Raw genomic sequence first — 22,717 nt, 5'->3', positions numbered from 1 at the left:
CGACCAGCGACGCGGCTCGGGCACGACCGGGCCGCGTATCGCTGTTTGCACGTCCGACTTCCCGGCAAACCGGACCTTTGCGCTGGGCCACCGACCCGGCGCGCGCGGGGCATGCCTCGCTGCCCGCTATCCGCCGCCTGCTATGCGCCGCGGAATCGCCCCGAAATGGTCATGCAACCGAATCCGACCGGCAGGCGTTTGATCCTTATCGGCAGACCTGCGGAACGCCTTTTGATCGCGCGGCCGGACTTTTCCTCGCCGACGGCGTCCGCATCGCGCCAAAGGAGGTCGCAATGCCAGTTCTCACAACTTTGCTCGCAGCAAGCGTTGCCGTGATGCTGATCGTCGCTCCGTCGAGCGCATCGGCGGAATCGCTCGATCATCGACGCGGCTGGAACGGTCCCGGCAAGGTGTATCCGTATGCCGGTCGTTCCTACTACGGCGGCTATCGCAATCCCCGCGGCTACGGCCGCTATCGTCCGTACTACTCCCACGGGCGCTATCGGTACGACGACGGCGCGGCGGTGGCCGCGGGCGTCGCCGGCCTGGCTGTCGGCGCGATCCTCGGCGGCGCATTGGCGGCTCCCCGGCAACCGGCCTACGTCTATGCCAATCCGGCGCCGTGGACGCCGGCCTGGTACCGCTACTGCGAGAGCCGCTACCGCTCGTTCGATCCGGGGTCGGGTACCTTTCTCGGTTACGACGGCCGCCGGCATTTCTGCCGCTGATCGCGCCGGCACCTTGCCCGGGCACCGTCGCGGGGCGGCGGGTCGGGGCGCCGGCTGCGCCGTGCCGCAGCGGACCTGTGTGGGGCCAGGCGTGCCCCGATCCGAAAGGAGACAACCGATGAAACGCAAGACGATCTACGCAGCAGCGATCGCGATGGGTCTCGGCCTGCCGGTACTCGCTCACGCGGAATCCTTCCAGGCCGATACCGAGGACACCGGCACGAGCTGGCGGGCGCTGAACAACCAAGTCTACACCCAGTACCGTTCCGGCTATCTCTATCCCGGCGGGGAAATCCCGAGCCTGGCCTATGACGGGCCCGGACAGGTTCCTGGCGGTGGTCCGGTCGTTGGCTACAGGCCCTATGTTGCGGCACCGGCCTATGGTCCGGGGCCCCGGGTCTACTACGCGCCCTATCCGCCGGGTTACTGACCGGACGCGGAGGCCCCGGCATTTCGGCGGCGCATGAGCATGCCGATCAGCGGGGAGAGCCAGATCAGGACCGTCACGATCCCCAGGCCGGCGGCGATCGGGCGCTCGAAGAAGCCGAGGAACGAGCCGTCCGACTTGATCATGGAGGTGACGAAGGTCTCCTCCAGCATCGGCCCGATGACGATGCCGAGGATGCACGGCGCGATCGGGATGCGGTTCTCCTCCATGACGAAACCGAGGATGCCGAAGGCGAGCATCACGATGATGCCGTAGCTGGAATTGCTGGAGGCGAAGGCGCCGACGATGCAGAAGGCCAGGATCACCGGCATCATGATGTTGCGCGGCACGAGCAGCAGCCGCTTGGCCAGCTTGATCGTGACCCAGCCGAGCGGGATCATCACCAGGTTGGCGAGCACGAAGATGATGAACACCGCGTAGATCGACTGCGGATTGAACAGGAACAGCGTCGGCCCGGGGTTGAGGCCCTTGACATAGAGGACGCCGATCACGATCGCGGTGATCGTGTCGCCGGGAATGCCGAAGACGAGGGCGGGGATCCAGGCCGAGGCCAGCGCCGCGTTGTTGGCCGACGTGCTCTCGACGATGCCCTCGACATGCCCGGTGCCGAATTTCTCGGGCGTGCGCGACATCTTGCGGCTCACCGCGTAGGCCACCCAGGCGGCGATATCGGCGCCGGCGCCGGGAAGCGCGCCGATGGCGATGCCGAGCGCGTTACCCCGGAGCTGCTGGCGCCAGTAGGTCGTGACCATCCCGCCCCAGTGCTTGAAGATATTGCCGGTCGACGTCTGCAGCCTGCCGATCGAGGGCACGCCACTGGCGATCGAGCGCAGCACCTCGGAGACCGCGAACAGGCCGATCATCGCCGGGATGAAATCGATGCCGGCGAGAAGGTTGGTCGAGCCGAAGGTGAAGCGCGGAACACCGGCCGGGTTGTTCAGGCCGATGGTCGCAATCGCTAGGCCGATGAACAGGCTGACGAAGGCGCGCAGCGGCTGGGCCGAGCCGATGAACACGGCGCAGGTGAGGCCCAGGAGCGCCATCCAGAAATATTCGAAGGACGAGAACTTCAGCGCGACCTCGGCGAGCGCGGGCGCGGCGAAGATCAACACGGCGGTGCCGGCAAGCCCGCCGAGCGCGGAAAACAGCAGGTTCGCCCCGAGCGCGGTCTCCGCCTCCCCATTGCGGGTCATCGCGTAGGCTTCGTCGGTATAGGCGGCGGACGCCGGGGTGCCGGGAATGCGCAACAGCGTGCCGGGGATGTCGCCGGCGAAGATCGCCATCGCCGCGCAGGCGACGATGGCGCCGACCGCCGGCACCGGATCCATGAAGAAGGTGAGGGGAACAAGCAGCGCGGTCGCCATGGTGGCGGTGAGGCCTGGAATGGCCCCGACCGTCAGGCCGAACAGGGCCGCGAGCAGCACCGTGGCAAACACATTCCATTGAAGGACGAGCTCGAAGGCGGCGCCGATGGCGTTCACGGAGTCACGTCCTCACCAGGAGATGCGGGGAAACAGGCCGATCGGCAGCGGCACGAGCAGCAGGCCGGCGAACACGCCGTGGATGACCACGGTGACGACGGCCGCGAGCACGACCGCCATCGGCCAGCGAACCCGCAGGAACAGAAACAGGCCGAGCAGCATCGCCGCCATGACCGGGATGAAGCCGATCACCGGAGCGAGCAGGATATACCCGGTGATCGCGAGCACGGCCAACGCGACACCGACCACCGCGCGGCGGTTCAACATCCATTCGGCCGTCCCGAGGTGGCGGGCGTTGGAGCGCAGCCCGTGCATCACCAGCAGGCCCCCGCAACCGGCGAACCCGATGGCGACGGCGGTCGGGAAGATCGCGGCGCCATAGGTCTGGCCCGGTATGGCGGGGAACGTCTGCGAATACCCGGCGAGCGCCGCCCCGAAGGCGATCAGAAACCCGCCGAGCATCGTGTCGCTGATCCGCATCGGATCCGCCCTCAGGCGACGGCGGTCACTTGGCGATGCCGACCGCCTTCATCACCGCGCCGAGGCTCTCGTTCGACTGCTTCATGAAAGCCTCGAAGTCCGCGCCGGCCGCCCAGCGGACGCCGAAGCCGCGATCCTTCATGAAGGTCTGGTAGTCGTCCGAGTTGTAGACCTTCTCCAGCGCCGCGGTGAGCGTCTGCGTCACGTCGTCGGGCAGGCCCTTCGGGCCGACGATTCCGCGCCATGCGCCGATCGTCCAATCCGAGCCGATCGCTTCCTTCAGCGTCGGCACGTCCGGGAACAGCGCGGCGCGCTTGTCGGACATGATTGCCAGCGACTTCACGCGGCCGGCCTCGATCAGGGAGCGGGCCTCGGGAAGCGAGCAGGGCACGATCGCGACGCCGCCAGCGACGAGATCCTGCAGGCCGGGCGCCGCACCCTGGCTCGGCACCCACGGCACCGAAGCGGGATCGATGCCGGCGCTGTTCAGCATGCCGGCGATCGCGAGATGCCAGATGCCGCCCTGGCCGGTGCCCGACGCCTTCAGGCTGCCCGGTGCCGCCTTGATCGCCGCGATGAGATCCTCGGCGGTGGCGTAGGGCGAATCCGCCGCCACCTGCAGGCCGGCCGGGTCCTCGTTGACGAGGGCGATCGGCGTGTATGCCTCGTAGGTCAGGTTGGTCAGGCCCTGCCAGTGCATCATGTTGATCTCGACGGTGGCGACGCCGAGCGTGTAGCCGTCCGGCGCGGCCTCGGCGATCGCCGAATGGCCGACGACGCCGGATCCGCCCGTGCGGTTGACGACATTCACCGGCTGGCCGAGTTCCTTCTCGAGAATGGAGGCGATGATGCGACCGGTGGCATCGGTGCCGCCGCCCGCGCCCCACGGCACGATCAGAGTCAGTGGCCGATCCGGATACTGGGCGTATGCGGGTCCCGCAACGGAAGTCAGGATCGAAAGCGCAAGCACCACCAACGCGCTACGAAGAGCCCGTCCAAGCATGTATTCCTCCCGAAGTTATTCTGTGTATACGTTTTGAAGTGTGCACGGAAACGTGCGACCTGCGCAACCGAGATTGTGCGTTGGGAGGTTGTCCTGGATCGCATGCCGTCCGGCGGGTGCGATTGCGGGCGGTCCGGAAAAGGGGAAATCAATGAACCTGATGGCATTGCTCGCGGCGCGCGCGGACGGCGGTCGGCCGGTGAAGGCCGGGCTGATCGGCGCCGGCAAGTTCGGCTCTATGTTCCTGTCCCAGGTACCGACGATCCCCGGTCTCGAGGTCGCGGCCATCGCCGACCTCGATGTCGACCGGGCGAGAGCCGCCTGCCGCACGGTCGGCTGGGAAGAGGAGCGGATCGCGGCGACAGCCTTCGTGGACGACGGGGCGGCGCTCTGCTTCCGCGACAGTGTCGAGGTGGTGATCGAGGCGACCGGCAATCCGAAGGCCGGCATCGCCCACGCGCTCGCCGCTTTCGAGGCGGGCAAGCACATCGTCATGGTCAATGTGGAGGCCGACGTTCTGGCCGGTCCGGCCCTGGCGGCGCGGGCGCGATCGGCGGGCGTCGTCTACTCGATGGCCTATGGCGACCAGCCGGCGCTCGTCTGCGAGATGGTCGACTGGGCGCGTGCCTGCGGTTTCGACGTGGCGGCCGCCGGCAAGGGTACGAAGTACCTGCCGGGCTTCCATCGGGTGACGCCGGACGACGTCTGGTCCCACTACGGCCTCAGCGACGAGCAGGCCGCGGCGGCCGGCATGAACGCGCAGATGTTCAACTCGTTCCTGGACGGCACCAAATCGGCGATCGAGATGGCGGCAATCGCCAACGCGACCGGATTGAATGTCCCCGCGGATGGCCTGCTGTTCCCGCCCTGCGGCGTCGACGATCTCGCGCACATCCTGCGGCCGCGTTCGGCCGGCGGCGTGCTCGAGGGGGGCGGCATGGTCGAGGTGATCTCGAGCCTCGAGCGCGACTCGCGGCCCGTCTATCGGGACCTGCGCTGGGGCGTCTACGTGGTTCTCGAGGCGCCGAACGACTACGCCGCCGACTGTTTCCGCCAGTACGGCCTGAAGACCGATGCCAGCGGTCGGTACGCGGCGATGTACAAGCCGTTCCATCTGATCGGCCTGGAGTTGTCCGTGTCCGTGCTCAGTGCCGCCTTGCGCGGCGAGCCCACGGGCACGACGCGAAGCTTTTGCGGCGATGCGGTGGCGGTGGCCAAGCGCGATCTGAAGGTCGGCGACCGGCTCGACGGCGAGGGCGGCTACACTGTCTGGGGCAAGCTCCTGCCGGCGCAGAAGAGCCTGGCGGTCGGCGCCCTGCCGATCGGGCTTGCACACGGCGTGACGCTCACATCCGCGGTGGCGGCCGGCAACGTCGTGCGGTTCGACGACATCCAGCTTGCCGACAACCTCGCGGTCACGATCCGGCGGGAAGCCGAGGCAATGACTTGATTATTCGCGCACCGGCCGGCGGGCCGATACCGTTCTGAAACACAAGGTTACGAACTGGTAACTGAAAAGCCGCAAAACCGCCGCGGTTTCTGTCCGCCGTCGCCAAACTCCGGACCAACCGCCGCCGGATTGGTCCTGTCTCTTTTGACCTGGAGAGTTCGAGATCAACCGAACCAGAGGGTAGAAGAGATGACACACACCAAAGTCGCGACCGATCGCAGAAGGCGCGGCCGTTGGGCATGCGCCGCGTTCGTCGCCGCCGCGCTGCTGGCAACGCCGGTTGCGGTCACTCATGCCGTCAGCGCAACCAGCAACGACTTCACCGGATCCGTCTCCACGGTGTCGACCCAATCAGTCAAACATTCGGGGACACATTCGGCGCCACATTCGGCGGCGTCCTTCCGGCAGGCCAGTTTGATCGGCGTTACCGCGCCGGCCCTGACGCCCGGCCTGACGCCACCGCACCTGTCCTCCCTGTCCGACCGGCGCATCGTCGCCGGCGTGATCCTGGTGCTGTTCGCCGGGCTCGGAACCCTGACGGTCTCCATGTGGCGGGAACTCGGACGGCGGGCCGGGCTGTAATGGCCGCCGACGGACGCCGCTCACCCGGCGCCTGGTTCAAACGCGCCGGTACGCCCCTGCAGGTCGTCGCCGTCTGCCTGACGGCGGCCCTGCTGGCCGGGCTGTTGCTGATCGCCGACGGATTGATGATGAAGGTCGAAAACGACCAGGACATTCCGGGCCGGACGTCGACACTGATGTCCGACCATGACGCGGGGCAATACGGCGCGCCGATCCGGCGCCAGTGACCTCGCCACAAAGACGCCTTGGAATCTGCCCGACTGCGTCATCAAGCCAGCAAACCCATGCCGGAAATATCCCGTCATTGTTGGGGGGTCGGCAAGACCCGCTTCCCACAGGACGGAGAGCAAGATGTTTGCGTCGCTTGCCGGCGGGCGTGGCATCGTGCATCGCCGCCCGGCCGGTTCATTCCAGACACTGATCAACGCCCGTTCGCGCCGTTCGCTTCTTGGCGTGACGATCTTCCTCGTCGCCATTCAGGCGCTGCTGTGCCTCGGCGCGTCCTGCGCGCTGGCGGACAGCGGAACCGCGGGCGCGACAGCAGGACCGGCGGTTGGGCCGGGGGCGGCGTCCGGCGTGATCATGGCAGGGACCGTCACGCCGAACAGCGTCCGGGTTCCCGCTGCCAACCCGCATTGGACGTTGCGCGAGCCGGTTTCCGCGGTGCGGACGGTCGGTGGCGGCGACAGGCCGGCTCCGCGGATCATCGGACCGCATGCCCAGGTATCGATGTTCTCGTGGCGCGAGATCCTGTTCTACGCGATGGTCATCGTCGTCGTTATCGGCGGCTATCTCGTCTTCACCGGCGGTCACGATCGGCATTCGCGACACCACTGATCCGGGGCCGGCGCGCCGACTGCGATGACAATCGCGGGGCGCCTCATCGAACCTAATGCGACATCGCTGTGTCCACCCGTCCACGAGCCGAGCCCGCAGGGCGGGCAGTCCGCACGGCTTTGGCCGGTGAAGCGATGCAGGATATCCTCACGCGCATCCGCAATCGCAAAAAAAAGCGCCGCCTCGATGGGCGGCGCAAGGCTGAATTGGAGCGAATTTCAGAACCTCGAGGACGACGCCGTAACGCCGCGCAACCCGTGAATTCCCGAGCACGCTAACCGATTGTGTAAACAAAGGGAAACCATTCAGCGGGTTAAGGTTAAGTTCTGTCCCAAAACGGTTGATCGGGACGGCCGGAGTTACCCGCTGCTACCTTTATTCTGCTCGACGAGAGCCTTCAGGTTGGCCAGTCCCGTCTCGTAGTCGTTGCCGACCCAGCTATCGAACATCAGACCGAACAAGCGGGCGACAGGGTTCGTGCCGAGGTCGGTCATGAACCCCCAGGTCGCCTCGGTGCCCTCGTCGCTCGAAATCAGAACGACGGTCGTCTCGGCGGTGCCCGTCTCGCCGAATTCCAGGCGCATCTCCACCGCGCGGCCGGGATCATAGGCGACGACCGTCAGCGTGCCGGAGCCGACATTGGGATGGTCGCTGGTCCAGCGCATGATCTGGCCGACGCCGGATTCCGGTCCTTCGAAGACATAGCGCGTGCCTTCTGGATCGTATCCGGCCCAGGGCGACCAGTCGTTGAAGCGGCGAAGGTCGGAAACGAACGGCCAGACCTCGGCCGGCGGCGCGTCGATGACGGTGAAGCGGCTGACCGCGACGGTGCGCGGCAGGAAGACGACGCCGATGGCGGCAAGCGCGACCGTGATGACGATCAGACCGGCGACGATGCGGATCATCCAGCGCATTGTTTCGGAACCCTTCGGTCGCTGTGTTGCGTACGATATCGCGCGGGAGCGCGGAGTGGCGATTTCCCGCCGGTTGCGCGGATCGGCGATCACGCCCGCGTGACCGGCCGGAGCGGTTTTCGCGGATCCGATCCGCTCTAGATGCCACTGACGACCGGAGGATGGCGATGATCAAGGTGACAGCGGTACTTCTGGGGATCAGCATCGTGGCGACGACGGCCCTGTCGGCGCAGGCCCAGGAGACATTCGATACATCTGCGGGCAGCGTTCGTCTAGAAACGGTCGCCGCCGGCCTGGACCGTCCCTGGTCGCTGGCTTTCCTCCCCGACGGGACCATGCTGGTCACCGAGCGGCCCGGAACCGTGCGGATCGTCGCCCCCGACGGGACCCTCTCGGCGCCGCTGCCCGGTGCGCCGGCAACGCGCGACTGGGGGCAGGGCGGCATGCTGGATGTCGTGCCCGGTCCCGATTTCGCCGGAAGCGGGATGGTCTACCTGTCCTTCTCCGAGATCGAGGACGGCAAGGCCGGGACGGCGGTGGCGCGCGCCAGGCTCGTGCGCGCGGGTGGCGCCCCCCGGCTCGAGGACACGCAGGTGATCTTCCGCATGAACCGGAAGACGAGCTCGACCCGGCACTTCGGCTCGCGGCTCGTCTTCGCGCCGGACCGAACGCTGTTCGTCACCCTGGGTGATCGTGGCGACATGGAGCGGGCGCAGGATACGGCCGACCACGCCGGCTCGGTGATCCGCATCGCACCGGACGGCTCGGTGCCCGCCGACAATCCCTATGTGAACGGCGGCGGCCTGCCGGAGATCTGGTCGGTCGGCCATCGCAATCTCCAGGGCGCGGCGATCAATCCGGCGACCGGCGCGCTGTGGACCGTCGAGCACGGCGCGCGCGGCGGTGATGAGATCAATATTCCCAAGGCCGGGCGCAACTACGGCTGGCCCGTCATCTCCTACGGCCGGCACTATTCTGGCGGAAAGATCGGCATCGGCACGGCGAAGGAGGGAATGGAACAGCCGGTCCACTACTGGGATCCGTCGATCGCCCCGTCTGGCATGGCGTTCTACACCGGCGACAGGTTTCCGGCCTGGAAGGGCGACGTCTTCGTGGGCGCGCTGCGCGGTGCCCACGTCGCCCGTCTGGATCTCGACGGCAACAGCGTCGCCGCCGAGGAAAAGCTGTTCGGTGCGCTCGGCGAACGCATCCGCGACATTCGCCAGGGGCCGGACGGGTATCTCTACCTTGTCACCGATTCCGGCGATGGCCGAATCCTGCGGATCGTGCCCGCAGAATGACCCGCGCCGGATATCGGCCCGGTCACATCGGCGGGATGCGCAGCACCTGGCCGGGATAGATCTTGTCGGGGTGCGTCAGCATGGGCTTGTTGGCCTCGAAGATGGAATTGTACTCGCCACCCTTGCCCTTGCCGTAATGCGACTCGGCGATCGCCCACAGGGTGTCGCCCTTCTTCACTTCGTAGAAGACCGCGTCGGGTTCCTTTTCCTCGACATCGATCTCCTCTTCGACCTGGGCCACCCCGGTCACGTTGCCGAGCGCCAGGATGATCTTCTCGCGAATCGAGCTCGACGGCGCGGTACCGGCAACCTTGACCGTATCGCCATCGACCTTGATCTGCAGGTTCTCCGCGTTCAGGCCGAGATCCTTGACCGACTTCTGCAGCGTATCGGCCGGCGGGGCCTCTTCGGCGGAGCCGATACCCAATTTCTCACCGACATCCCTCAGAAATGAAAAAATTCCCATGGCCACCTCCTCTCCATGACTGAACATATGCCGCGGAGGTTAGGCGCTTCGGCCCCGATGGCAAAGGGCGGATTGCGCCAACTAGGCGGGAACCGCTCTCGCCGGCGTGCGGGTGCGGCCCAGGATCATCAGCATGATGGCGATATTGAGCAGGTTCCACGCGATCCCGTTCAGGAACGCGGCGCGGTAGTTGCCGGTGAGGTCGTAGATCCAGCCGGACAGCCAGCCGCCGAGCGCCATGCCAATGATTGTCGCCATGATGACGAGGCCGACGCGCTGTCCGGCTTCCTTGGCCGGCAGGTACTCGCGCACGATCAGCGCGTAGCTGGGGACGATGCCGCCCTGCGACAGGCCGAATACGAGCGAGACGACGTAGAGCGAGGTCAGTCCGTCGAAGGGCATGTAGAGAATCAGCGCCAGACACTGGCCCAGGGAGCCGATCAGCAGCGTCTTCACGCCGCCGATGTAATCGGCGAGGAAACCGGACGCGAGACGGCTTATGACCCCGCCGACCAGCATCAGTGACAGCATCTCGGCACCGCGCGCCACGCCGTAGCCGAGGTCGGCGCAATAGGCGACGATATGGACCTGCGGCATCGACATGGCGACGCAGCAGCCGAGGCCGGCGACGACCAGCAGGATCTGCAGCGCGCGCGGCGACAGGTCGATGGACCTGGTCTGGTGCGGGGCGGGCGTTCCCGCCGGCAGGACCGGGTTGATCTCCTCGGGCGGGCGCCGGCGCAGGAAGAAGGCGAGCGGCACCATCGTCACGAGGCAGACGACGCCGATGACGACATAGGTCGCGCGCCAGCCTTCCGAGACGAGTATCCCCTGCAACGCCGTCGGCCATATGGCGCCGGCGAGATAGTTGCCGCTGGCGGTGGCCGCCACCGCGACGCCACGGCGTTGCCGGAACCAGTGCGAAACGTCGGCGATCAGCGGTCCGAAGGTCGCAGCCGTGCCGAGGCCAATCAGGAATCCCTGGATCACGGCGAACTGCCAGAGGTCCGCCGCATAGGCTGCCGCGATGAAGCCGCCGCCGAGCGCCAGCGCGGCGACGATGATCGGAACGACGACGCCGATACGGTCCACGAAGCGGCCGAAGGCGACATTGCCCGCGGCGAAACCGATCATCGTCAGCGTGTAGGGCAGGGATGCGTCGGACCGGCTGACGCCGAACTCGGCCTGCACCTCGGGCAGAACGACGATGACCGCCCACATGCCGATGCTGCCGATGGTGCCCAGCAGAACCGACACGGCGAGCCGGAACCAGGCGTAGGGACCGTCGATGGCTTCTGCGGCGGACGCGCCGGCGAAGAGCGGTCTTATCAAGCGTGTCTGCCCTGCATCAGCCCGTCGGCGCCGTGGCCTCGAAGGCGGGAACCGTGTTGGCGAAGGCGTCGAGCCAGCCAACCAGCTTGGGATGGCCGTCGCGCCAGTGACCTTCGAAGCGGAAATCGAGATAGCCGAGCGCGCAGGCCAGCGCGATATGGCCGACATGCGGCGGCTTGCCCATGATCGGCGGCTCGGTCTCCAGTTCGGCCAGTGCGCGGGTGACCTTGGCGGCCTGGCGGTCGAGCCAGGGGCGGTACTGCATCTCTTCGGGGCGGAAGCGCTTCTCGTAGGTCTGCAGAATGGAGGCATCCATCATGCCGTCCGCAAGCGCCTGCAGACGCAGCGCGGCAAAGCGGCCCTCGCCTCTGGGCATGATCCTGCCGCCACCGGCCAGGTCGTCGAGATAGTCCAGGATCACCCGGGAATCGAACAGCGACGTGCCGTCCTCCAGGATCATCGTCGGAATCTTGCCGAGGGGGTTCTGGTGGAACAGTTCCTCGTCGCCGGCATTGGAATCGGCGGGCTTGATCTCGATCCTGTCGCCGAGCTCGAGAATGCCCATCGCGATCTTGACCTTGCGGCCGAAGGGGGACGGTGCGGCGGAACGCAGGATCAGCATCGGTAGAAAGCTCCAGGACTTGGAATCGGCAGGATCGAACCTCACCATATCCATCCCGGTTCGGCTTTGCCAATCAGGCGTTCACGGCGACGAATTTCTCGACGAGGCCGTTGCGGTCGCGCGCGGAGAAGCGGGCAAGCGACAAGACGGCGACGGCGCCGAGGCCGAGGATGAAGCCGACCCAGATGCCGACGGCGCCGTAGCCGAAGACGAAGCCCAGCACATAGGCAAGCGGCGCGCCGCAGATCCAGTAGCCGAAGACCGCGTAGGCCAGCGGCACCCGCGTGTCATTGAGGCCGCGCAGGATTCCGAGGCCGACGACCTGGGCGCCGTCGAAAAGCTGGAAGAAGGCGGCGACGCCGAGCAGCGACACGGCGATGGCGAGGACTTCGGCGGCGTCAGGGTCCGAGGCGTCGAGGAACTGCCGCGCCAGCGGCTCCGGGACGACCCAGAAGGCGAGAGCGGCAATGGACATGACGGCAAGCCCGAGCGTCATCGCCGTCCAGCCGGCGCGGCCGATCGCCTGGCTGTCGCGGCGGCCGGCGGCGATGCCGACCCTGACGGTGCCGGCCTGCGAGATGCCGAGCGGAATCATGAACGCGACGGCGGTGCATTGCAGCGCGATCGTGTGGCCGGCCAGCGTCAGCGCTCCGAGCCAGCCGACCATGAGGGTCGAGGCGGCGAACAGGCCCTCCTCGAGCAAGGCGGTCAGGGCGATCGGTGCACCGAGCCTGACAATCGCCTTCAACCGCTCGAAATCGGCGAGCCAGAGCCGCCGGAACACGTGGTAACCGCGGATCGCCGGATGCGCGACGACGTAGATGGCGATTATCGTGAAGCCGACGGCGCTGGTCGCCATGGTGGCGACGCCGGCGCCGACGATTTCCAGGCGCGGCAGCCCCCAGTTGCCGAAGATCAGGCCATAGTTGACGGCCGCGTTCAGGACGATGCCCGATCCGGTGATCCAGACGATGACGGCGGCGCGGTCGAGGGTGGCGAGCAGCGCGCGCAGCACCATGATGCCGAGGATGAACGGTATGCTCCACGCGGCAAAGGCGAGGTATTCGCCGGCAAGCCTGGACGCCGTCGGGTCCTGGCCGAGCCTGAGCAGGATCCATTCGCCGTGCATGAGCACCGCAATCGCGGGCGCCGAATACAGCACGGAGGCCCATAGCCCCTGGCGGATGGTGCGCCGCACGGCGCGGGCATCGCCGGAGCCGTGTGCCTGGGCGGTCAGTGCCGGCACCGACGAGGTCAGGCCGATGCCGCCTAGGAGAAACAGGAAGATCAGCGTGAAGCCCAGCATGCCGGCGGCGAGCGCCTCGGCGCCGAGCCAGCCGACCATGATCACGTCGGTGGTGTTGATGGCGATGTTGCCGAGATTGGTCAGCGCCAGCGGCAGGGCGATCGACATGGACGCGGCAACCTCGCTGCGCCCCTTCTCGGGCGACGGCGGAGCGGCATTCATGATCGGATCGGCGGTTTGGGTCATGGCGGCGGCACCATGGCCGGGTTCAGCCGGAAACGCCAGCGACGGAAGGCCGTTGGCGAGAAATCCCGACGGCGATTATCCGGCTGACATATCGTCGAGGCCCTGCTGGCTTCCCTAGCGGAAGATTAATGGATGCCTTGGTCTGCGGCGCTTCGAATTCGAAAAACCCGGTAAGAGGAGATACCGAATGCCTTTACGTTTGCTTCTTTTGTTTGTTGTTGCTGTGGTGGGTGTATTCGCTGCGTCTAATCTATATGCCGCCGAGGAAAATTCGCCGTCTACTGAAAAAGGGGCTCGGGGTGACGGAACGTACAGCTTCGCCAGGATCGCTGTCTATTAAGATCTTGGCGACGACATCATTCGCAGCATCGGTGTCAGGCGAGTGACCAATCCTCAAACGGGCGTCTACTGCATCAAGCCGAAAAGGCGGATCAATACACAGAACCGAATCGGCGTGGCCGCGGTTGAGTGGGGCCAATCGTCCGGCAACGATCTGCAGGCATTCTGGAGCGCTGGTGGCAACTCCTGCCCGAATCCCAAGCGGTGGTTCGAGGTGCGCACCTATGACCAGAACGGCAGCGGAGATTGGGTGCTTAGCGATGATATCGCCTGGACGTTCCACGTGCTCTAGAGCGGCCTTGCCGTTCCTGCCGCCGGTGCTCGAAACCGGCGGCGCTAAGACCGGCGCGCCCGCGCCCGGTCGTCGTCGGCGATGGCTTCGGCGAGCAGCGCGTATTCCTCGCAGCCCGTCCCGCAGCGCATTCCGATCTCGCGGAGCTGCTCCCGGGCGAGCGCGGGCCTGTCGAGCACCAGATAGGCTTCGCCGAGATATTCCCGTGCCTTGACGTAGTCGGGGTCGGCGGCGAGCGCCTGGCGATAGAAACCGAGCCCGACCTCGAACCGGCCGAGCTGGCGGTTGGCGTAGCCCAGGTAGTTGAGGACGCGCGGATCGTCCTTGTTCTCGACCAGGCTCAGAACCTCGATCGCCTCGCCGTAGCGGCCGGTGCGGGCGAGCCAGCTGCCATAGGTGTAGCGGCTCGTATCGTCGATGGTCGTGCTCGACTGCTTGATGCACTGGCCGGTCCGGCCATCGAAGATCTGGCCGCGCGGGCACGATTTGATCGGGCCGCTTTCCCCGCCACCACCGCCGCCGCCGCCGGCTGCGATCGCCCCGCCCGGCACGGCCGTCGCTACGGCCAGCGCGAGGCCCCCGGTCGTGAACAGATGCGTCAGGACGGCCCGTGGAGACTGCGTGATACGCGTCATGATCGATGTCCTCCGTCTGGATTCGCCGATGCCATGCAGTCCGATTAACGTTTCGCCGCGGCGAATATTCCCGAAGGCCGACCGTGGCGTGTGCCCGTCGGTTTTGCCCGGCGGACTTGCATCGCCCGCGTCGCCGGACTATCCGGGCGCGTGCGCCGCTCGTTCGCAAACCTCACCCTGCTGTTCGCCGCCTTCATCTGGGGCACGGCCTTCGTTGCCCAGTCTACGGCCATGGACAATGTCGGGCCGTTCCTGTTCACCGGCCTGCGTTTCCTGCTGGCGGCGGTCGCAATCCTGCCTCTTGCCCTCAGGGAGCGGAAGCGCGGCGCCGCGATGGACCGGACGGGCTGGATGCTCGCGATCGCGACGGCGATCACCTTCTTCGCCGGCAGCATCCTGCAGCAGATCGGCCTGCAGTATACGAGCGTAACCAATGCCGGCTTCCTGACCGGGCTTTACGTCGTGCTCGTGCCGTTCGTTGCCTGGGTGGTGTTCCGCTCGATGCCGCATGCGGTCGCCTGGCCGGCGGCGGCGATGTCGTTCGCCGGCACGATCCTGTTGTCGGGCGGCGGTATCGCCCCGCTCGGGCTCGGCGACGGACTGATGGTGATCGCCGCCGTCTTCTGGGCGCTGCAGGTCGCGTTGCTCGGCTATACTGCGGCGCGGACCGGCCGGCCGGTGACGATTGCCTTCGTCCAATTCGTGATCGGCGGGCTGCTCGGAACCGCCATCGCGCCGTTCGCCGAGCCCGTCGAGATGGACCGGATCGCGGCCGCCGGCGTCGAAATCCTCTATGCCGGCCTGCTGTCGGGCGGCGTCGGCTACACGTTGCAGGCGATTGGCCAGCGCTGGACACCGCCGGCCGACGCCGCCGTCATCCTGTCGTCGGAGGCACTGTTCGCCGCCGCCGCGGGTGCGCTCCTGCTTGGCGAGCGGCTGACGGTCATCGGGCTGGGGGGCGCGACGCTCATCATGGTCGCCATCCTGATCGTTCAACTGGCGCCGCTTGCGTTCAGGACGGCACGGAACTAGCCCGCGCTCCGGTCCTGGCCGGCACATTCGCGAAGCCCCCACTTGCGTCCGGGGCCAAGGGCTGGAACGATACCTTCAGGCGAGGTCACGGGCGGGCCCGCGCGATACCATGACAACACGACGGCGGTCCGCCCGGCGAAGGGAGGATTGCTGGCATGTCCGAACTGAACGGCAGAGCGGTGGGGGCTGCCCGGTGCATCGCGCTGGTCGGCCCGTACTTGAGCGGAAAGACGACACTTCTCGAAAGCATCCTGGCGCGGACCGGCGCCATCACCCGGCAGGGCAGGGTCAGCGACGGCAACACCGTCGGCGACGCCTCTCCGGAAGCGCGTGCGCACGGCATGAGCGTCGAGGTCAATGTCGCCACGACGGAGTTCATGGGCGACACCTATACCTTCGTCGATTGTCCGGGCTCGATCGAGTTCCTGCACGAAGCGCGCAACGTGGTTCCCGCGGTCGATATGGCGATCGTGGTGGCGGAAGCCGACGAGAAAAAGGTTCCGGCGCTGCAGCTCATCCTCAAGGAACTCGAAGACCTCGGCATTCCGCGGCTCATCTTCCTCAACAAGATCGACAAGGCGGAAGGCAATGTGCGCGACGTGCTGGCATGGCTGCAGCCGGCGTCCGCTCAGCCGATCGTGCTGCGGCAACTGCCGATCTGGGAGAACGATATCGTCACCGGCTTCATCGATCTGGCCCTCGAGCGCGCCTTCGTCTACCGCGAGCACGCGCCGAGCGAGGTGATCGAGATGAGCGACACGGCGAAGGCGGAGGAGGTCGACGCCCGTTTCTCGATGCTGGAGAAGCTCGCCGACTACGACGACGAGCTGATGGAACAGCTTCTGTCCGACGTCGAGCCGCCGCGCGACCGGGTGTTCGACGACCTGACGACGGAACTGAGGGAAAGTCAGATCGTGCCGCTGCTGACCGGTTCGGCGGAGCACGGCAACGGCATCCTGCGCCTGATGAAGGCGCTTCGGCACGAGGCACCGACAATCCAGCAGACGATCGAGCGGCTGGGCCTGGGCAGCGGCTCGAGCGCGGTGGCGCATATCCTCAAGACGTTCCATACGACGCATGGCGGCAAGCTGTCGGTGGCGCGCGTGCTGCGCGGCACCTTCAGTGACGGCGACACGGTCTGCGGCGCCAAGGGCGGGGACGAGCGCATCGGTGGCCTGTTCACGCTCAAGGGCCAGGACGCCAGCAAGGCGGGCCAGGCGACGACCGGAGACACGGTCGGGCTCGGCCGGCTCGAAGACATCGCCACCGGTGAGACCATCTCGACGGAGAAGGGCGTTTCCCAGCTCGGCTCGGTGGCGCCGCCGGCGCCGGTGCTCGGCAAGGCGATCGCCGCCAAGGAGCGCAAGGACGAGGTGAAGCTGACGTCGGCGATCCAGAAGATCATGGACGAGGACCCCTCGCTGTCGCTTTCGCACAACCAGGAGGCGGGCGAGATGGTGCTGTACGGGCAGGGCGAGATGCATCTGCGCGTCGCCATGGAGCGACTGACCGGCAAGTTCGCCATCGACGTGGAGATGCACGAGCCGCGCGTCGGCTACAAGGAGACGATCCGCAAGTCGGTCAGCCAGCGCGGGCGCCACAAGAAGCAGTCGGGCGGGCATGGCCAGTTCGGCGACGTGGTGCTGGAGATCAAGCCGTTGCCGCGCGGCGCCGGTTTCGAGTTCACCGACTCGATCACCGGCGGCGTGGTGCCCAAGCAGTACATTCCGTCCGTCGAGTCCGGCGTGCGCGACTATCTCGCCCACGGGCCGCTCGGCTTCCCGGTCGTCGACGTGGCGGTCAACCTGTCGGACGGCTCGTATCACACGGTCGATTCCTCCGACATGGCGTTCCGCACCGCCGGGCGCATCGGCATGAGCGAGGGGCTGCCGCAGTGCTCGCCGGTGTTGCTCGAGCCGGTGATGCACGTTGAGATCGCGGCGCCGTCCGAGGCGACGTCGAAGGTCAACACCATCGTCTCGCAGCGCCGCGGCCAGATCCTCGGCTTCGACGCTAGGCCCGGCTGGACCGGCTGGGACGTGGTGCAGGCGCAGATGCCGGAATCGGAGATGCGCGACCTGATCGTCGAGCTCAGGTCGGCGACGGCCGGCGTCGGCTCCTATGTCTATCGCTTCGATCACCTCGCCGAACTGACCGGCAAGCTCGCCGACCAGGTGATCGAGAGCCACCGCAAGGAAGCGGCCTGAGCACCCGGCCGGTCGTGCCTGTCATCGCGGATGGCCGCATCCCGGACCGCCTCCTTGCGGTGTCCGGGATCGCCGGTCGCCGCGACGGTGGGGTTGGCGGCAATCCCGCTCCGCTCACAGCCGCGTCGCGCAAGCGTGAATTGCTCTTGGTTCCCACCCGGCGTAGTCGGGTGTGGAATCGGAAGGAGCAATGACCGATGCTGATCCGAAACAGACCGGGATGGTGGATGCCCGAGTCCGCAGCGACACCGCGGGAGATGTTCCTGAACCGTCGCGCGTTCATGGCGGCGACGGGCGTGTCGGTCGCCGGAGCGCTGCTGCCCGCCGGCATCGCGCGCGCGCAAAGCGACGATCCGACGGCCGATCTCTACCCGGCGCCGCGCAACGAGCGCTTCGAGCTCGACCGGGACGTCACGCCGCAGAAATACAACCTCGCCTTCAACAATTTCTACGAGTTCGGTTCGCACAAGCAGATCGCCAATGACGCCCAAGCGCTGAAGATCCGGCCGTGGGAGGTGAAAATCGACGGCGACGTCGAGAAGGAGATGACGCTCGGCATCGACGAGCTGATCCGCAAGATGACGCTGGAGGAGCGTCTCTATCGGCACCGCTGCGTCGAAGCCTGGTCGATGGCGGTGCCGTGGACCGGCTTTCCGTTCGCCAGGCTGGTGGCGCTGGCGGCCCCGTTGTCGCGTGCGAAATACGTGCGCATGGAGACCTTCTACAACCCGATCATGGCACCGGGGCAGAAGCAGTTCTGGTATCCCTGGCCCTATGTCGAGGGCCTGACGATCGAGGAGGCGACCAACGACCTGGCCTTTCTCGTCACGGGCGCCTACGGCGAGCCGGTCGCCAAGCAGATGGGCGCGCCGCTGCGGCTGGCGACCCCGTGGAAGTACGGCTTCAAGTCGATCAAGTCGATCGTCCGGTTCACCTTCACCGCCGAGCGGCCAAAGGGTTTGTGGGAGGAAATCCTGCCGACCGAGTACGGCTTCTGGGCGAACGTCAATCCGGACGTGCCGCATCCGCGCTGGAGCCAGGCGGACGAGGAAGTGCTCGGCACCGGCGAGCGCGTGCCGACGCAGCTCTATAACGGCTACGGCGAGCAGGTCGCCTCGCTCTATTCCGGCTACGAGGGCGAGAAGCTGTTCATGTGACCGGGCGGGCCGTCAGGCCCCGGCACTGGTGCGCGCCGTGGGGAGGCTCCCCACCCGACGATCGCGGTGACGAAAAAAAAGCCGGATCGCGAAAGGCGATCCGGCCATTTAGTCGATTTTCCCGCGAGGGGGGATTCGCGAGTAAATCGCCTTCCAGAGGGGAACAGCTGACCGCATCGAGGCTCAGCGCCGGGAGGAGGTAGCGCCTTGCCTTGCTGCCTACAGCTTGATCGTTGATATGCCGCTTTGAGGTGCATTGCACAACGGGCATGCACGCATGTCAGATATGAGTGCGGCTCATGGCTGTCCGGCGGGCCGTTAAAACTTCCAGCCGCGCGCCTTCGCGAGCAGGAAATCCCGGAAAACATTGATCCGCGCGGTGTCCTTCAGCTCCTCGGGATAGACGAGGAAGGTGTCGAAGGCGGGGATCTTCTCCTCCGGCAACAGCAGGACAAGGCTTGCCCCCTGATCGATCAGGTAGTCGGGCAGCACCGCGATGCCGATTCCGGCGTCGACGGCGCGGCGCATTCCATGCGTCGTATTGATCCGCAGGACCGGGGTGCGCGGGTCTCCATCCGGCCGGCCGACGGTTTCCAGCCAGTTGATATCGCGGAAATAGGCCGGTGCCGGGTCGCCGAAGGTGATGATGTTGTGCTTGTCGATATCGTCGATCGTGCGCGGGGTCCCGTGGCGCTTCAGGTATTCCGGAGACGCATAGACGTGAAAATGGACCGTGAAGAGCCGCCGCATGATCAGATCCGGCTGAACCGGCTGCCGCAGACGGATGGCGATGTCGGCCTGGCGCATCGACAGGTCGAGCTCGCCGTCGTCGAGGATCATCTGAAGATGAATGTCGGGATAGAGCTCGACGAACTCGCGCAGGCGCGGGGCGAGCCAGGTCGTCCCGAGCGCCAGCGTCGTGGTCACCTTCAGCTCGCCGCGCGGCTTCTCGCGGGAGTCGGTCAGGCGGGTGCGGACCGACTCCAGCTGCATGAAGACGTCGTGCGCGGTGCGATAGAGCAGCTCGCCCTGTTCGGTGAGGATGAGGCCTCGGGCATGGCGGTGGAACAGTGGCGCCTTCAGCTCTTGCTCGAGCGCGCTGACCTGCCGGCTGACGGCCGACTGGCTCAGCCCCAGCGCCTCGCCGGCGTGGGTGAAGCTTCCCGCATCGGCCGCGGCATGGAAAATGCGCAGCTTGTCCCAATCCATATCAAGGCTCTCCCCCCAGACAGGCCCGAACCCGACAGGTCCGAACCGTGTCGCCGCTTGCTCACTCGGCGGCTGCGCGTTCTTCTGCCTCGGCCAGCCAGCGCTCGGCGTCGAGCGCCGCCATGCAGCCCATCCCGGCAGCCGTCACCGCCTGCCGGTACGTTTCGTCGGTCACGTCGCCGGCGGCGAAGACGCCCGGCACGCTGGTATTGGTCGTTCCCGGCTCGGTGACGATGTAGCCGTTCGGCCGCATGTCGACCTTGCCCTTGAAGATTTCCGTCGACGGCGCGTGACCGATGGCGATGAAGACGCCGTCGAACGCGCGCTCGCTCGTCGCGCCCGTCCGGGCATTCTTGAGGCGCACCGCGGTCACGCCCGGCGGCTGGTCGTTGCCCAGGATCTCGTCGACGACCGTGTCCCAGACCACCTCGACCTTCGGATTCTTGAACAGGCGGTCCTGCAGGATCTTCTCGGCACGGAAGCTGTCGCGGCGGTGCACGACCGTGACCTTGGAGGCGAAATTGGTCAGGAACAGGGCCTCCTCGACCGCGGTGTTGCCGCCGCCGACGACCAGCACCTCCTTGCCGCGATAGAAGAAGCCGTCGCAGGTGGCGCAGGCCGACACGCCGAAGCCCTTGAACTTCTGTTCGGAGGGCAGGCCCAGCCACTTGGCCTGGGCGCCGGTCGCGATGACCACCGCATCGGCGACATAGTCGTCACCGGAATCGCATTTCAGGTGGAACGGCCGGCGGGAGAAGTCGACCTCGGTCACGTAGTCGCGCACGAGCCGGGTGCCGACATGCTCGGCCTGCTTCTGCATCTGCTCCATCAGCCACGGGCCCTGGATCACGTCGGCGAAGCCGGGATAGTTCTCGACATCTGTGGTGATGGTGAGCTGGCCGCCCGGCTCCAGGCCCTGGATCAGGACGGGGTCGAGCATCGCGCGGGCCGCGTAGATCGCGGAGGTGTATCCGGCGGGGCCGGAACCGATGATGACGAGTTTGCTGTGATGGGTAGCCATGACGGGACCGTTGCCGCGTTGAGCCGAGTCCGCCCGATCAGGCGGACGCGCCCCAGTTGCGCGGATTGAGCTTCTTCAAAGTGGTGGAAATGCGGTGCCGGCGCTGCTCGTAGGCAACGACGTCGGCGCCGGTGACCCAGTTCATCTGGACGGCGCGGCGCTGGCCCTCGAAGGGCTCGTGGCCGTGCCAGGACCTGTCTGAGCGCTTGAACACCAGCAACGTGCCGCCGTTTGGGGGAACCTCGGCGACGTAGTCGTTCAGATCGGTGCCGTTGCGCAGGATGCGCAGGCGCCCGCCGTCCTGTTCCCAGTGCTGGTTCATGTAGAGCAGCACGGTGATGACCTTGGTCTCGGAATCGGTGTGGATCTTGCCGTCGGTCTTCCGGCAGAAGCCGCGCACCGTGTACATGGTCGGCTTGTCGGAAAGATCGACGTCGAACTTCCGCTCGATCATCTCCTGGAAGCGCGGGCCGTCGAGTTCCGTCATCAACTCGGCGAACTTGCCGCCGATTTCCAGCTCGCTCGGCGGATGGGAGCCGGGACCGGGCACGCGCGGATAGTCCTCGACGATCTCGTCGAAGACCTCGGCCTTCACGAAATCGGGGACGATGAGCCACTCGTAGGGCTCGGTCTGTGTGGTCGTGCGCTCGAGCGCATCGTAATCGAGCAGGGACATGGGATCACGCACTGTAATCAAGAAGTCCGGACGCGGGCGGCCAGCAACTGACGGACCGCGGCGGCAACTTCGGTTGTGGCATCTAACGGGCGGTAGGTCCAGCTATCTAGGCTGCCATCGAACCATCTCACCGCCCCAAAGTCGACCAGCGCCTCCTGAAACTGCTGAAACTTCGGCGTTCCCCCCGGCAACCTGTAGGCATAGACCGGCTTGCCGGTGAACGTCGCCTCGCCAAGCATATTCACCGAGTCGCAGGTAACGATGAAGGCATCGGCCAAACCCATATAGGGAAAGTACGGATTTTCGCCAGTAAGGTCCCAGACGACGGCGGGCAGATCGGCCAGGCTTTCCTTGAGGATCGCGGTCTTGCCAAGGCCGGTGCGGCGCGAGGGGGTGACGAGAAGGCCGCAGCCGTGGCGGGTGGCGAAGGCGCGCAGGTCTTCGGCCAGCTTGCGGGCCTCGCGGCTGGAGAAGGTGTAGGCGCTGCTGGCGCCGCCCACCAGGACCGTGACCAGCGGGCGGGGCAGATGGGCGATGTCAGCCAGATATCCCTCGGCCTCGGAGGCCAGCCGCTCATGGGTCAGGCGGTGCGGCGAGGTGAGGGTGGCGATGACGTTCTCGCCCCTCAGCCTGTCATGCTCCGGCACCCAGACGAGATCGAACCAGGAGGCCGGCGCGCCGGGGCTCTGTAGCACCACGGTCACGGTCCGGCCGCCGGAGCGCCGGCGTATGGCGCGGGCATAGGGGATCGACTGGCGGCCGGAGACGACCAGCACGTCCGGCCAGGGCGGGGCGATGTCGCGATGGCGCGCCGCCGGACCCCAGGGCGCCATGGCGCGGTGGAGTTTTCCCGGGTCGACGCGCTTTATCACCGGCTCGATGCCGAGCGCCTCGAGGATTCCGAGGCACTGGACCTCATGGCCCATGCCGCCGGCGGTCAGCGCCCAGCCTGTCAGCGGGCCGAGGTCTGCGGTGGCCGTGGCGGCGGTATCGGGTTCGGTTCGGGTCGACAC

At 66.7% G+C, this 22,717-nt stretch carries 24 protein-coding genes; 11 read left to right on the top strand and 13 right to left on the bottom strand.

Features of this window, described 5'->3' with window-relative positions; genetic code table 11:
• Positions 1-77: 77 nt before the first annotated feature.
• Both ACSF9G_RS03390 and ACSF9G_RS03385 read left to right on the top strand, forming a co-directional pair.
• Positions 78-728, top strand: a complete 651-nt coding sequence (locus tag ACSF9G_RS03390; RefSeq protein WP_436638334.1) for a BA14K family protein — start codon at positions 78-80, stop codon at positions 726-728.
• A gap of 118 nt (positions 729-846) precedes the next feature.
• Entirely contained in the window at positions 847-1,158 is a 312-nt protein-coding gene (locus ACSF9G_RS03385) for a hypothetical protein (protein ID WP_261618452.1), read from the top strand.
• Here the strand turns inward: ACSF9G_RS03385 and ACSF9G_RS03380 are convergent.
• Genes ACSF9G_RS03380 through ACSF9G_RS03370 form a run of 3 tightly spaced genes read right to left on the bottom strand, consistent with a single transcriptional unit; the run spans position 1,152 to position 4,140 of the window.
• Positions 1,152-2,657: a tripartite tricarboxylate transporter permease gene (locus ACSF9G_RS03380; protein ID WP_436638332.1), complete on the bottom strand. Its 1,506-nt coding sequence runs from the start codon at positions 2,655-2,657 to the stop codon at positions 1,152-1,154. The two genes, ACSF9G_RS03385 and ACSF9G_RS03380, sit on opposite strands and share 7 nt — an antisense overlap.
• Before the next feature lie 12 nt (positions 2,658-2,669).
• Positions 2,670-3,137, bottom strand: a complete 468-nt coding sequence (locus tag ACSF9G_RS03375; protein WP_436638330.1) for a tripartite tricarboxylate transporter TctB family protein — start codon at positions 3,135-3,137, stop codon at positions 2,670-2,672.
• Between the two features lie 25 nt (positions 3,138-3,162).
• Positions 3,163-4,140 carry a tripartite tricarboxylate transporter substrate binding protein gene (locus ACSF9G_RS03370; RefSeq protein ID WP_436638328.1) on the bottom strand — a complete coding sequence of 326 codons (978 nt, stop codon included), beginning with the start codon at positions 4,138-4,140 and terminating at the stop codon, positions 3,163-3,165.
• 151 nt (positions 4,141-4,291) lie between these two features.
• On the opposite strand from ACSF9G_RS03370, the gene ACSF9G_RS03365 reads away from it, so the two are divergent.
• From ACSF9G_RS03365 to ACSF9G_RS03350, 4 genes are all read left to right on the top strand, one after another.
• Complete coding sequence (locus ACSF9G_RS03365; protein WP_436638326.1) at positions 4,292-5,590, top strand: NAD(P)H-dependent oxidoreductase; 1,299 nt, start codon at positions 4,292-4,294, stop codon at positions 5,588-5,590.
• A gap of 189 nt (positions 5,591-5,779) precedes the next feature.
• Complete coding sequence (locus tag ACSF9G_RS03360) at positions 5,780-6,172, top strand: hypothetical protein (RefSeq protein WP_436638324.1); 393 nt, start codon at positions 5,780-5,782, stop codon at positions 6,170-6,172.
• Positions 6,172-6,399, top strand: a complete 228-nt coding sequence (locus tag ACSF9G_RS03355) for a hypothetical protein (protein ID WP_436638322.1) — start codon at positions 6,172-6,174, stop codon at positions 6,397-6,399. The genes ACSF9G_RS03360 and ACSF9G_RS03355 overlap by 1 nt, the downstream gene beginning before the upstream one ends.
• 124 nt (positions 6,400-6,523) lie before the next feature.
• Positions 6,524-7,009 (top strand): hypothetical protein, encoded by a 486-nt coding sequence (locus tag ACSF9G_RS03350; RefSeq protein WP_436638320.1) that lies wholly within the window; start codon positions 6,524-6,526, stop codon positions 7,007-7,009.
• Positions 7,010-7,368: 359 nt separating this feature from the next.
• Here ACSF9G_RS03350 and ACSF9G_RS03345 read toward each other — a convergent pair whose 3' ends face one another.
• The gene (locus ACSF9G_RS03345; protein ID WP_436638318.1) at positions 7,369-7,923 is read right to left on the bottom strand and encodes an SRPBCC family protein; all 555 of its coding nucleotides are present in this window, start codon (positions 7,921-7,923) and stop codon (positions 7,369-7,371) included.
• A gap of 167 nt (positions 7,924-8,090) precedes the next feature.
• On the opposite strand from ACSF9G_RS03345, the gene ACSF9G_RS03340 reads away from it, so the two are divergent.
• A complete protein-coding gene (locus ACSF9G_RS03340; RefSeq protein WP_436638316.1) occupies positions 8,091-9,224 on the top strand; it encodes a PQQ-dependent sugar dehydrogenase in 1,134 nt (377 codons plus the stop codon).
• A 22-nt stretch (positions 9,225-9,246) separates the two neighbouring features.
• On the opposite strand, the gene lysM is transcribed toward ACSF9G_RS03340, so the two are convergent.
• The 4 genes from lysM to ACSF9G_RS03320 form a co-directional block, all read right to left on the bottom strand.
• The gene (gene lysM / locus ACSF9G_RS03335; RefSeq protein ID WP_436638314.1) at positions 9,247-9,690 is read right to left on the bottom strand and encodes a peptidoglycan-binding protein LysM; all 444 of its coding nucleotides are present in this window, start codon (positions 9,688-9,690) and stop codon (positions 9,247-9,249) included.
• Between the two features lie 81 nt (positions 9,691-9,771).
• Positions 9,772-11,019 (bottom strand): MFS transporter, encoded by a 1,248-nt coding sequence (locus tag ACSF9G_RS03330; RefSeq protein ID WP_436639650.1) that lies wholly within the window; start codon positions 11,017-11,019, stop codon positions 9,772-9,774.
• Between the two features lie 19 nt (positions 11,020-11,038).
• Positions 11,039-11,644 carry a glutathione S-transferase family protein gene (locus tag ACSF9G_RS03325; protein WP_436639648.1) on the bottom strand — a complete coding sequence of 202 codons (606 nt, stop codon included), beginning with the start codon at positions 11,642-11,644 and terminating at the stop codon, positions 11,039-11,041.
• 73 nt (positions 11,645-11,717) lie between these two features.
• Positions 11,718-13,136: an MATE family efflux transporter gene (locus ACSF9G_RS03320; protein WP_436638312.1), complete on the bottom strand. Its 1,419-nt coding sequence runs from the start codon at positions 13,134-13,136 to the stop codon at positions 11,718-11,720.
• A gap of 382 nt (positions 13,137-13,518) precedes the next feature.
• On the opposite strand from ACSF9G_RS03320, the gene ACSF9G_RS03315 reads away from it, so the two are divergent.
• Positions 13,519-13,767 (top strand): hypothetical protein, encoded by a 249-nt coding sequence (locus tag ACSF9G_RS03315; RefSeq protein WP_436638310.1) that lies wholly within the window; start codon positions 13,519-13,521, stop codon positions 13,765-13,767.
• Positions 13,768-13,811: 44 nt separating this feature from the next.
• On the opposite strand, the gene ACSF9G_RS03310 is transcribed toward ACSF9G_RS03315, so the two are convergent.
• On the bottom strand, positions 13,812-14,402 hold the full coding sequence (locus tag ACSF9G_RS03310; protein ID WP_436638308.1) for a tetratricopeptide repeat protein: 591 nt from the start codon (positions 14,400-14,402) through the stop codon (positions 13,812-13,814).
• 150 nt (positions 14,403-14,552) lie between these two features.
• Between ACSF9G_RS03310 and ACSF9G_RS03305 the strand changes: the two genes are divergently transcribed.
• The 3 genes from ACSF9G_RS03305 to msrP all read left to right on the top strand — a co-directional run bounded on the left by ACSF9G_RS03305 (position 14,553) and on the right by msrP (position 18,798).
• Positions 14,553-15,434, top strand: a complete 882-nt coding sequence (locus ACSF9G_RS03305; RefSeq protein WP_436638306.1) for a DMT family transporter — start codon at positions 14,553-14,555, stop codon at positions 15,432-15,434.
• A 155-nt stretch (positions 15,435-15,589) separates the two neighbouring features.
• Positions 15,590-17,641 (top strand): elongation factor G, encoded by a 2,052-nt coding sequence (locus tag ACSF9G_RS03300; RefSeq protein WP_436638304.1) that lies wholly within the window; start codon positions 15,590-15,592, stop codon positions 17,639-17,641.
• A 197-nt stretch (positions 17,642-17,838) separates the two neighbouring features.
• The gene (gene msrP / locus ACSF9G_RS03295; RefSeq protein ID WP_436638302.1) at positions 17,839-18,798 is read left to right on the top strand and encodes a protein-methionine-sulfoxide reductase catalytic subunit MsrP; all 960 of its coding nucleotides are present in this window, start codon (positions 17,839-17,841) and stop codon (positions 18,796-18,798) included.
• Positions 18,799-19,116: 318 nt separating this feature from the next.
• Here msrP and ACSF9G_RS03290 read toward each other — a convergent pair whose 3' ends face one another.
• The 4 genes from ACSF9G_RS03290 to ACSF9G_RS03275 form a co-directional block, all read right to left on the bottom strand.
• Positions 19,117-20,007 carry a LysR family transcriptional regulator gene (locus tag ACSF9G_RS03290; RefSeq protein WP_436638300.1) on the bottom strand — a complete coding sequence of 297 codons (891 nt, stop codon included), beginning with the start codon at positions 20,005-20,007 and terminating at the stop codon, positions 19,117-19,119.
• 61 nt (positions 20,008-20,068) lie between these two features.
• On the bottom strand, positions 20,069-21,028 hold the full coding sequence (gene trxB, locus ACSF9G_RS03285; RefSeq protein WP_436638298.1) for a thioredoxin-disulfide reductase: 960 nt from the start codon (positions 21,026-21,028) through the stop codon (positions 20,069-20,071).
• A 37-nt stretch (positions 21,029-21,065) separates the two neighbouring features.
• Positions 21,066-21,704 carry a 2OG-Fe(II) oxygenase family protein gene (locus ACSF9G_RS03280; protein ID WP_436638296.1) on the bottom strand — a complete coding sequence of 213 codons (639 nt, stop codon included), beginning with the start codon at positions 21,702-21,704 and terminating at the stop codon, positions 21,066-21,068.
• A gap of 17 nt (positions 21,705-21,721) precedes the next feature.
• Complete coding sequence (locus ACSF9G_RS03275; RefSeq protein WP_436638287.1) at positions 21,722-22,717, bottom strand: mitochondrial fission ELM1 family protein; 996 nt, start codon at positions 22,715-22,717, stop codon at positions 21,722-21,724.

Origin of the sequence: Microbaculum mangrovi (assembly GCF_051390635.1) — a bacterium.
GTDB lineage: Bacteria > Pseudomonadota > Alphaproteobacteria > Rhizobiales > Tepidamorphaceae > Microbaculum.
Note: the sequence above shows the minus strand (reverse complement) of the source record. Positions and strands in the feature narration are given on the sequence as shown.

Bases quoted from the DNA above. Each gene is read 5' to 3' on its own strand.
- ACSF9G_RS03320 (WP_436638312.1), bottom strand. From the start codon at position 13,136: ATGACCCAAACCGCCGATCCGATCATGAATGCCGCTCCGCCGTCGCCC.
- ACSF9G_RS03290 (WP_436638300.1), bottom strand. From the start codon at position 20,007: ATGGATTGGGACAAGCTGCGCATTTTCCATGCCGCGGCCGATGCGGGA.
- ACSF9G_RS03355 (WP_436638322.1), top strand. From the start codon at position 6,172: ATGGCCGCCGACGGACGCCGCTCACCCGGCGCCTGGTTCAAACGCGCC.
- ACSF9G_RS03385 (WP_261618452.1), top strand. From the start codon at position 847: ATGAAACGCAAGACGATCTACGCAGCAGCGATCGCGATGGGTCTCGGC.
- lysM (WP_436638314.1), bottom strand. From the start codon at position 9,690: ATGGGAATTTTTTCATTTCTGAGGGATGTCGGTGAGAAATTGGGTATC.
- ACSF9G_RS03360 (WP_436638324.1), top strand. From the start codon at position 5,780: ATGACACACACCAAAGTCGCGACCGATCGCAGAAGGCGCGGCCGTTGG.
- ACSF9G_RS03365 (WP_436638326.1), top strand. From the start codon at position 4,292: ATGAACCTGATGGCATTGCTCGCGGCGCGCGCGGACGGCGGTCGGCCG.
- ACSF9G_RS03350 (WP_436638320.1), top strand. From the start codon at position 6,524: ATGTTTGCGTCGCTTGCCGGCGGGCGTGGCATCGTGCATCGCCGCCCG.
- ACSF9G_RS03345 (WP_436638318.1), bottom strand. From the start codon at position 7,923: ATGCGCTGGATGATCCGCATCGTCGCCGGTCTGATCGTCATCACGGTC.
- ACSF9G_RS03370 (WP_436638328.1), bottom strand. From the start codon at position 4,140: ATGCTTGGACGGGCTCTTCGTAGCGCGTTGGTGGTGCTTGCGCTTTCG.
- ACSF9G_RS03340 (WP_436638316.1), top strand. From the start codon at position 8,091: ATGATCAAGGTGACAGCGGTACTTCTGGGGATCAGCATCGTGGCGACG.
- ACSF9G_RS03325 (WP_436639648.1), bottom strand. From the start codon at position 11,644: ATGCTGATCCTGCGTTCCGCCGCACCGTCCCCCTTCGGCCGCAAGGTC.
- trxB (WP_436638298.1), bottom strand. From the start codon at position 21,028: ATGGCTACCCATCACAGCAAACTCGTCATCATCGGTTCCGGCCCCGCC.
- ACSF9G_RS03310 (WP_436638308.1), bottom strand. From the start codon at position 14,402: ATGACGCGTATCACGCAGTCTCCACGGGCCGTCCTGACGCATCTGTTC.
- ACSF9G_RS03300 (WP_436638304.1), top strand. From the start codon at position 15,590: ATGTCCGAACTGAACGGCAGAGCGGTGGGGGCTGCCCGGTGCATCGCG.
- ACSF9G_RS03280 (WP_436638296.1), bottom strand. From the start codon at position 21,704: ATGTCCCTGCTCGATTACGATGCGCTCGAGCGCACGACCACACAGACC.
- ACSF9G_RS03375 (WP_436638330.1), bottom strand. From the start codon at position 3,137: ATGCGGATCAGCGACACGATGCTCGGCGGGTTTCTGATCGCCTTCGGG.
- msrP (WP_436638302.1), top strand. From the start codon at position 17,839: ATGCTGATCCGAAACAGACCGGGATGGTGGATGCCCGAGTCCGCAGCG.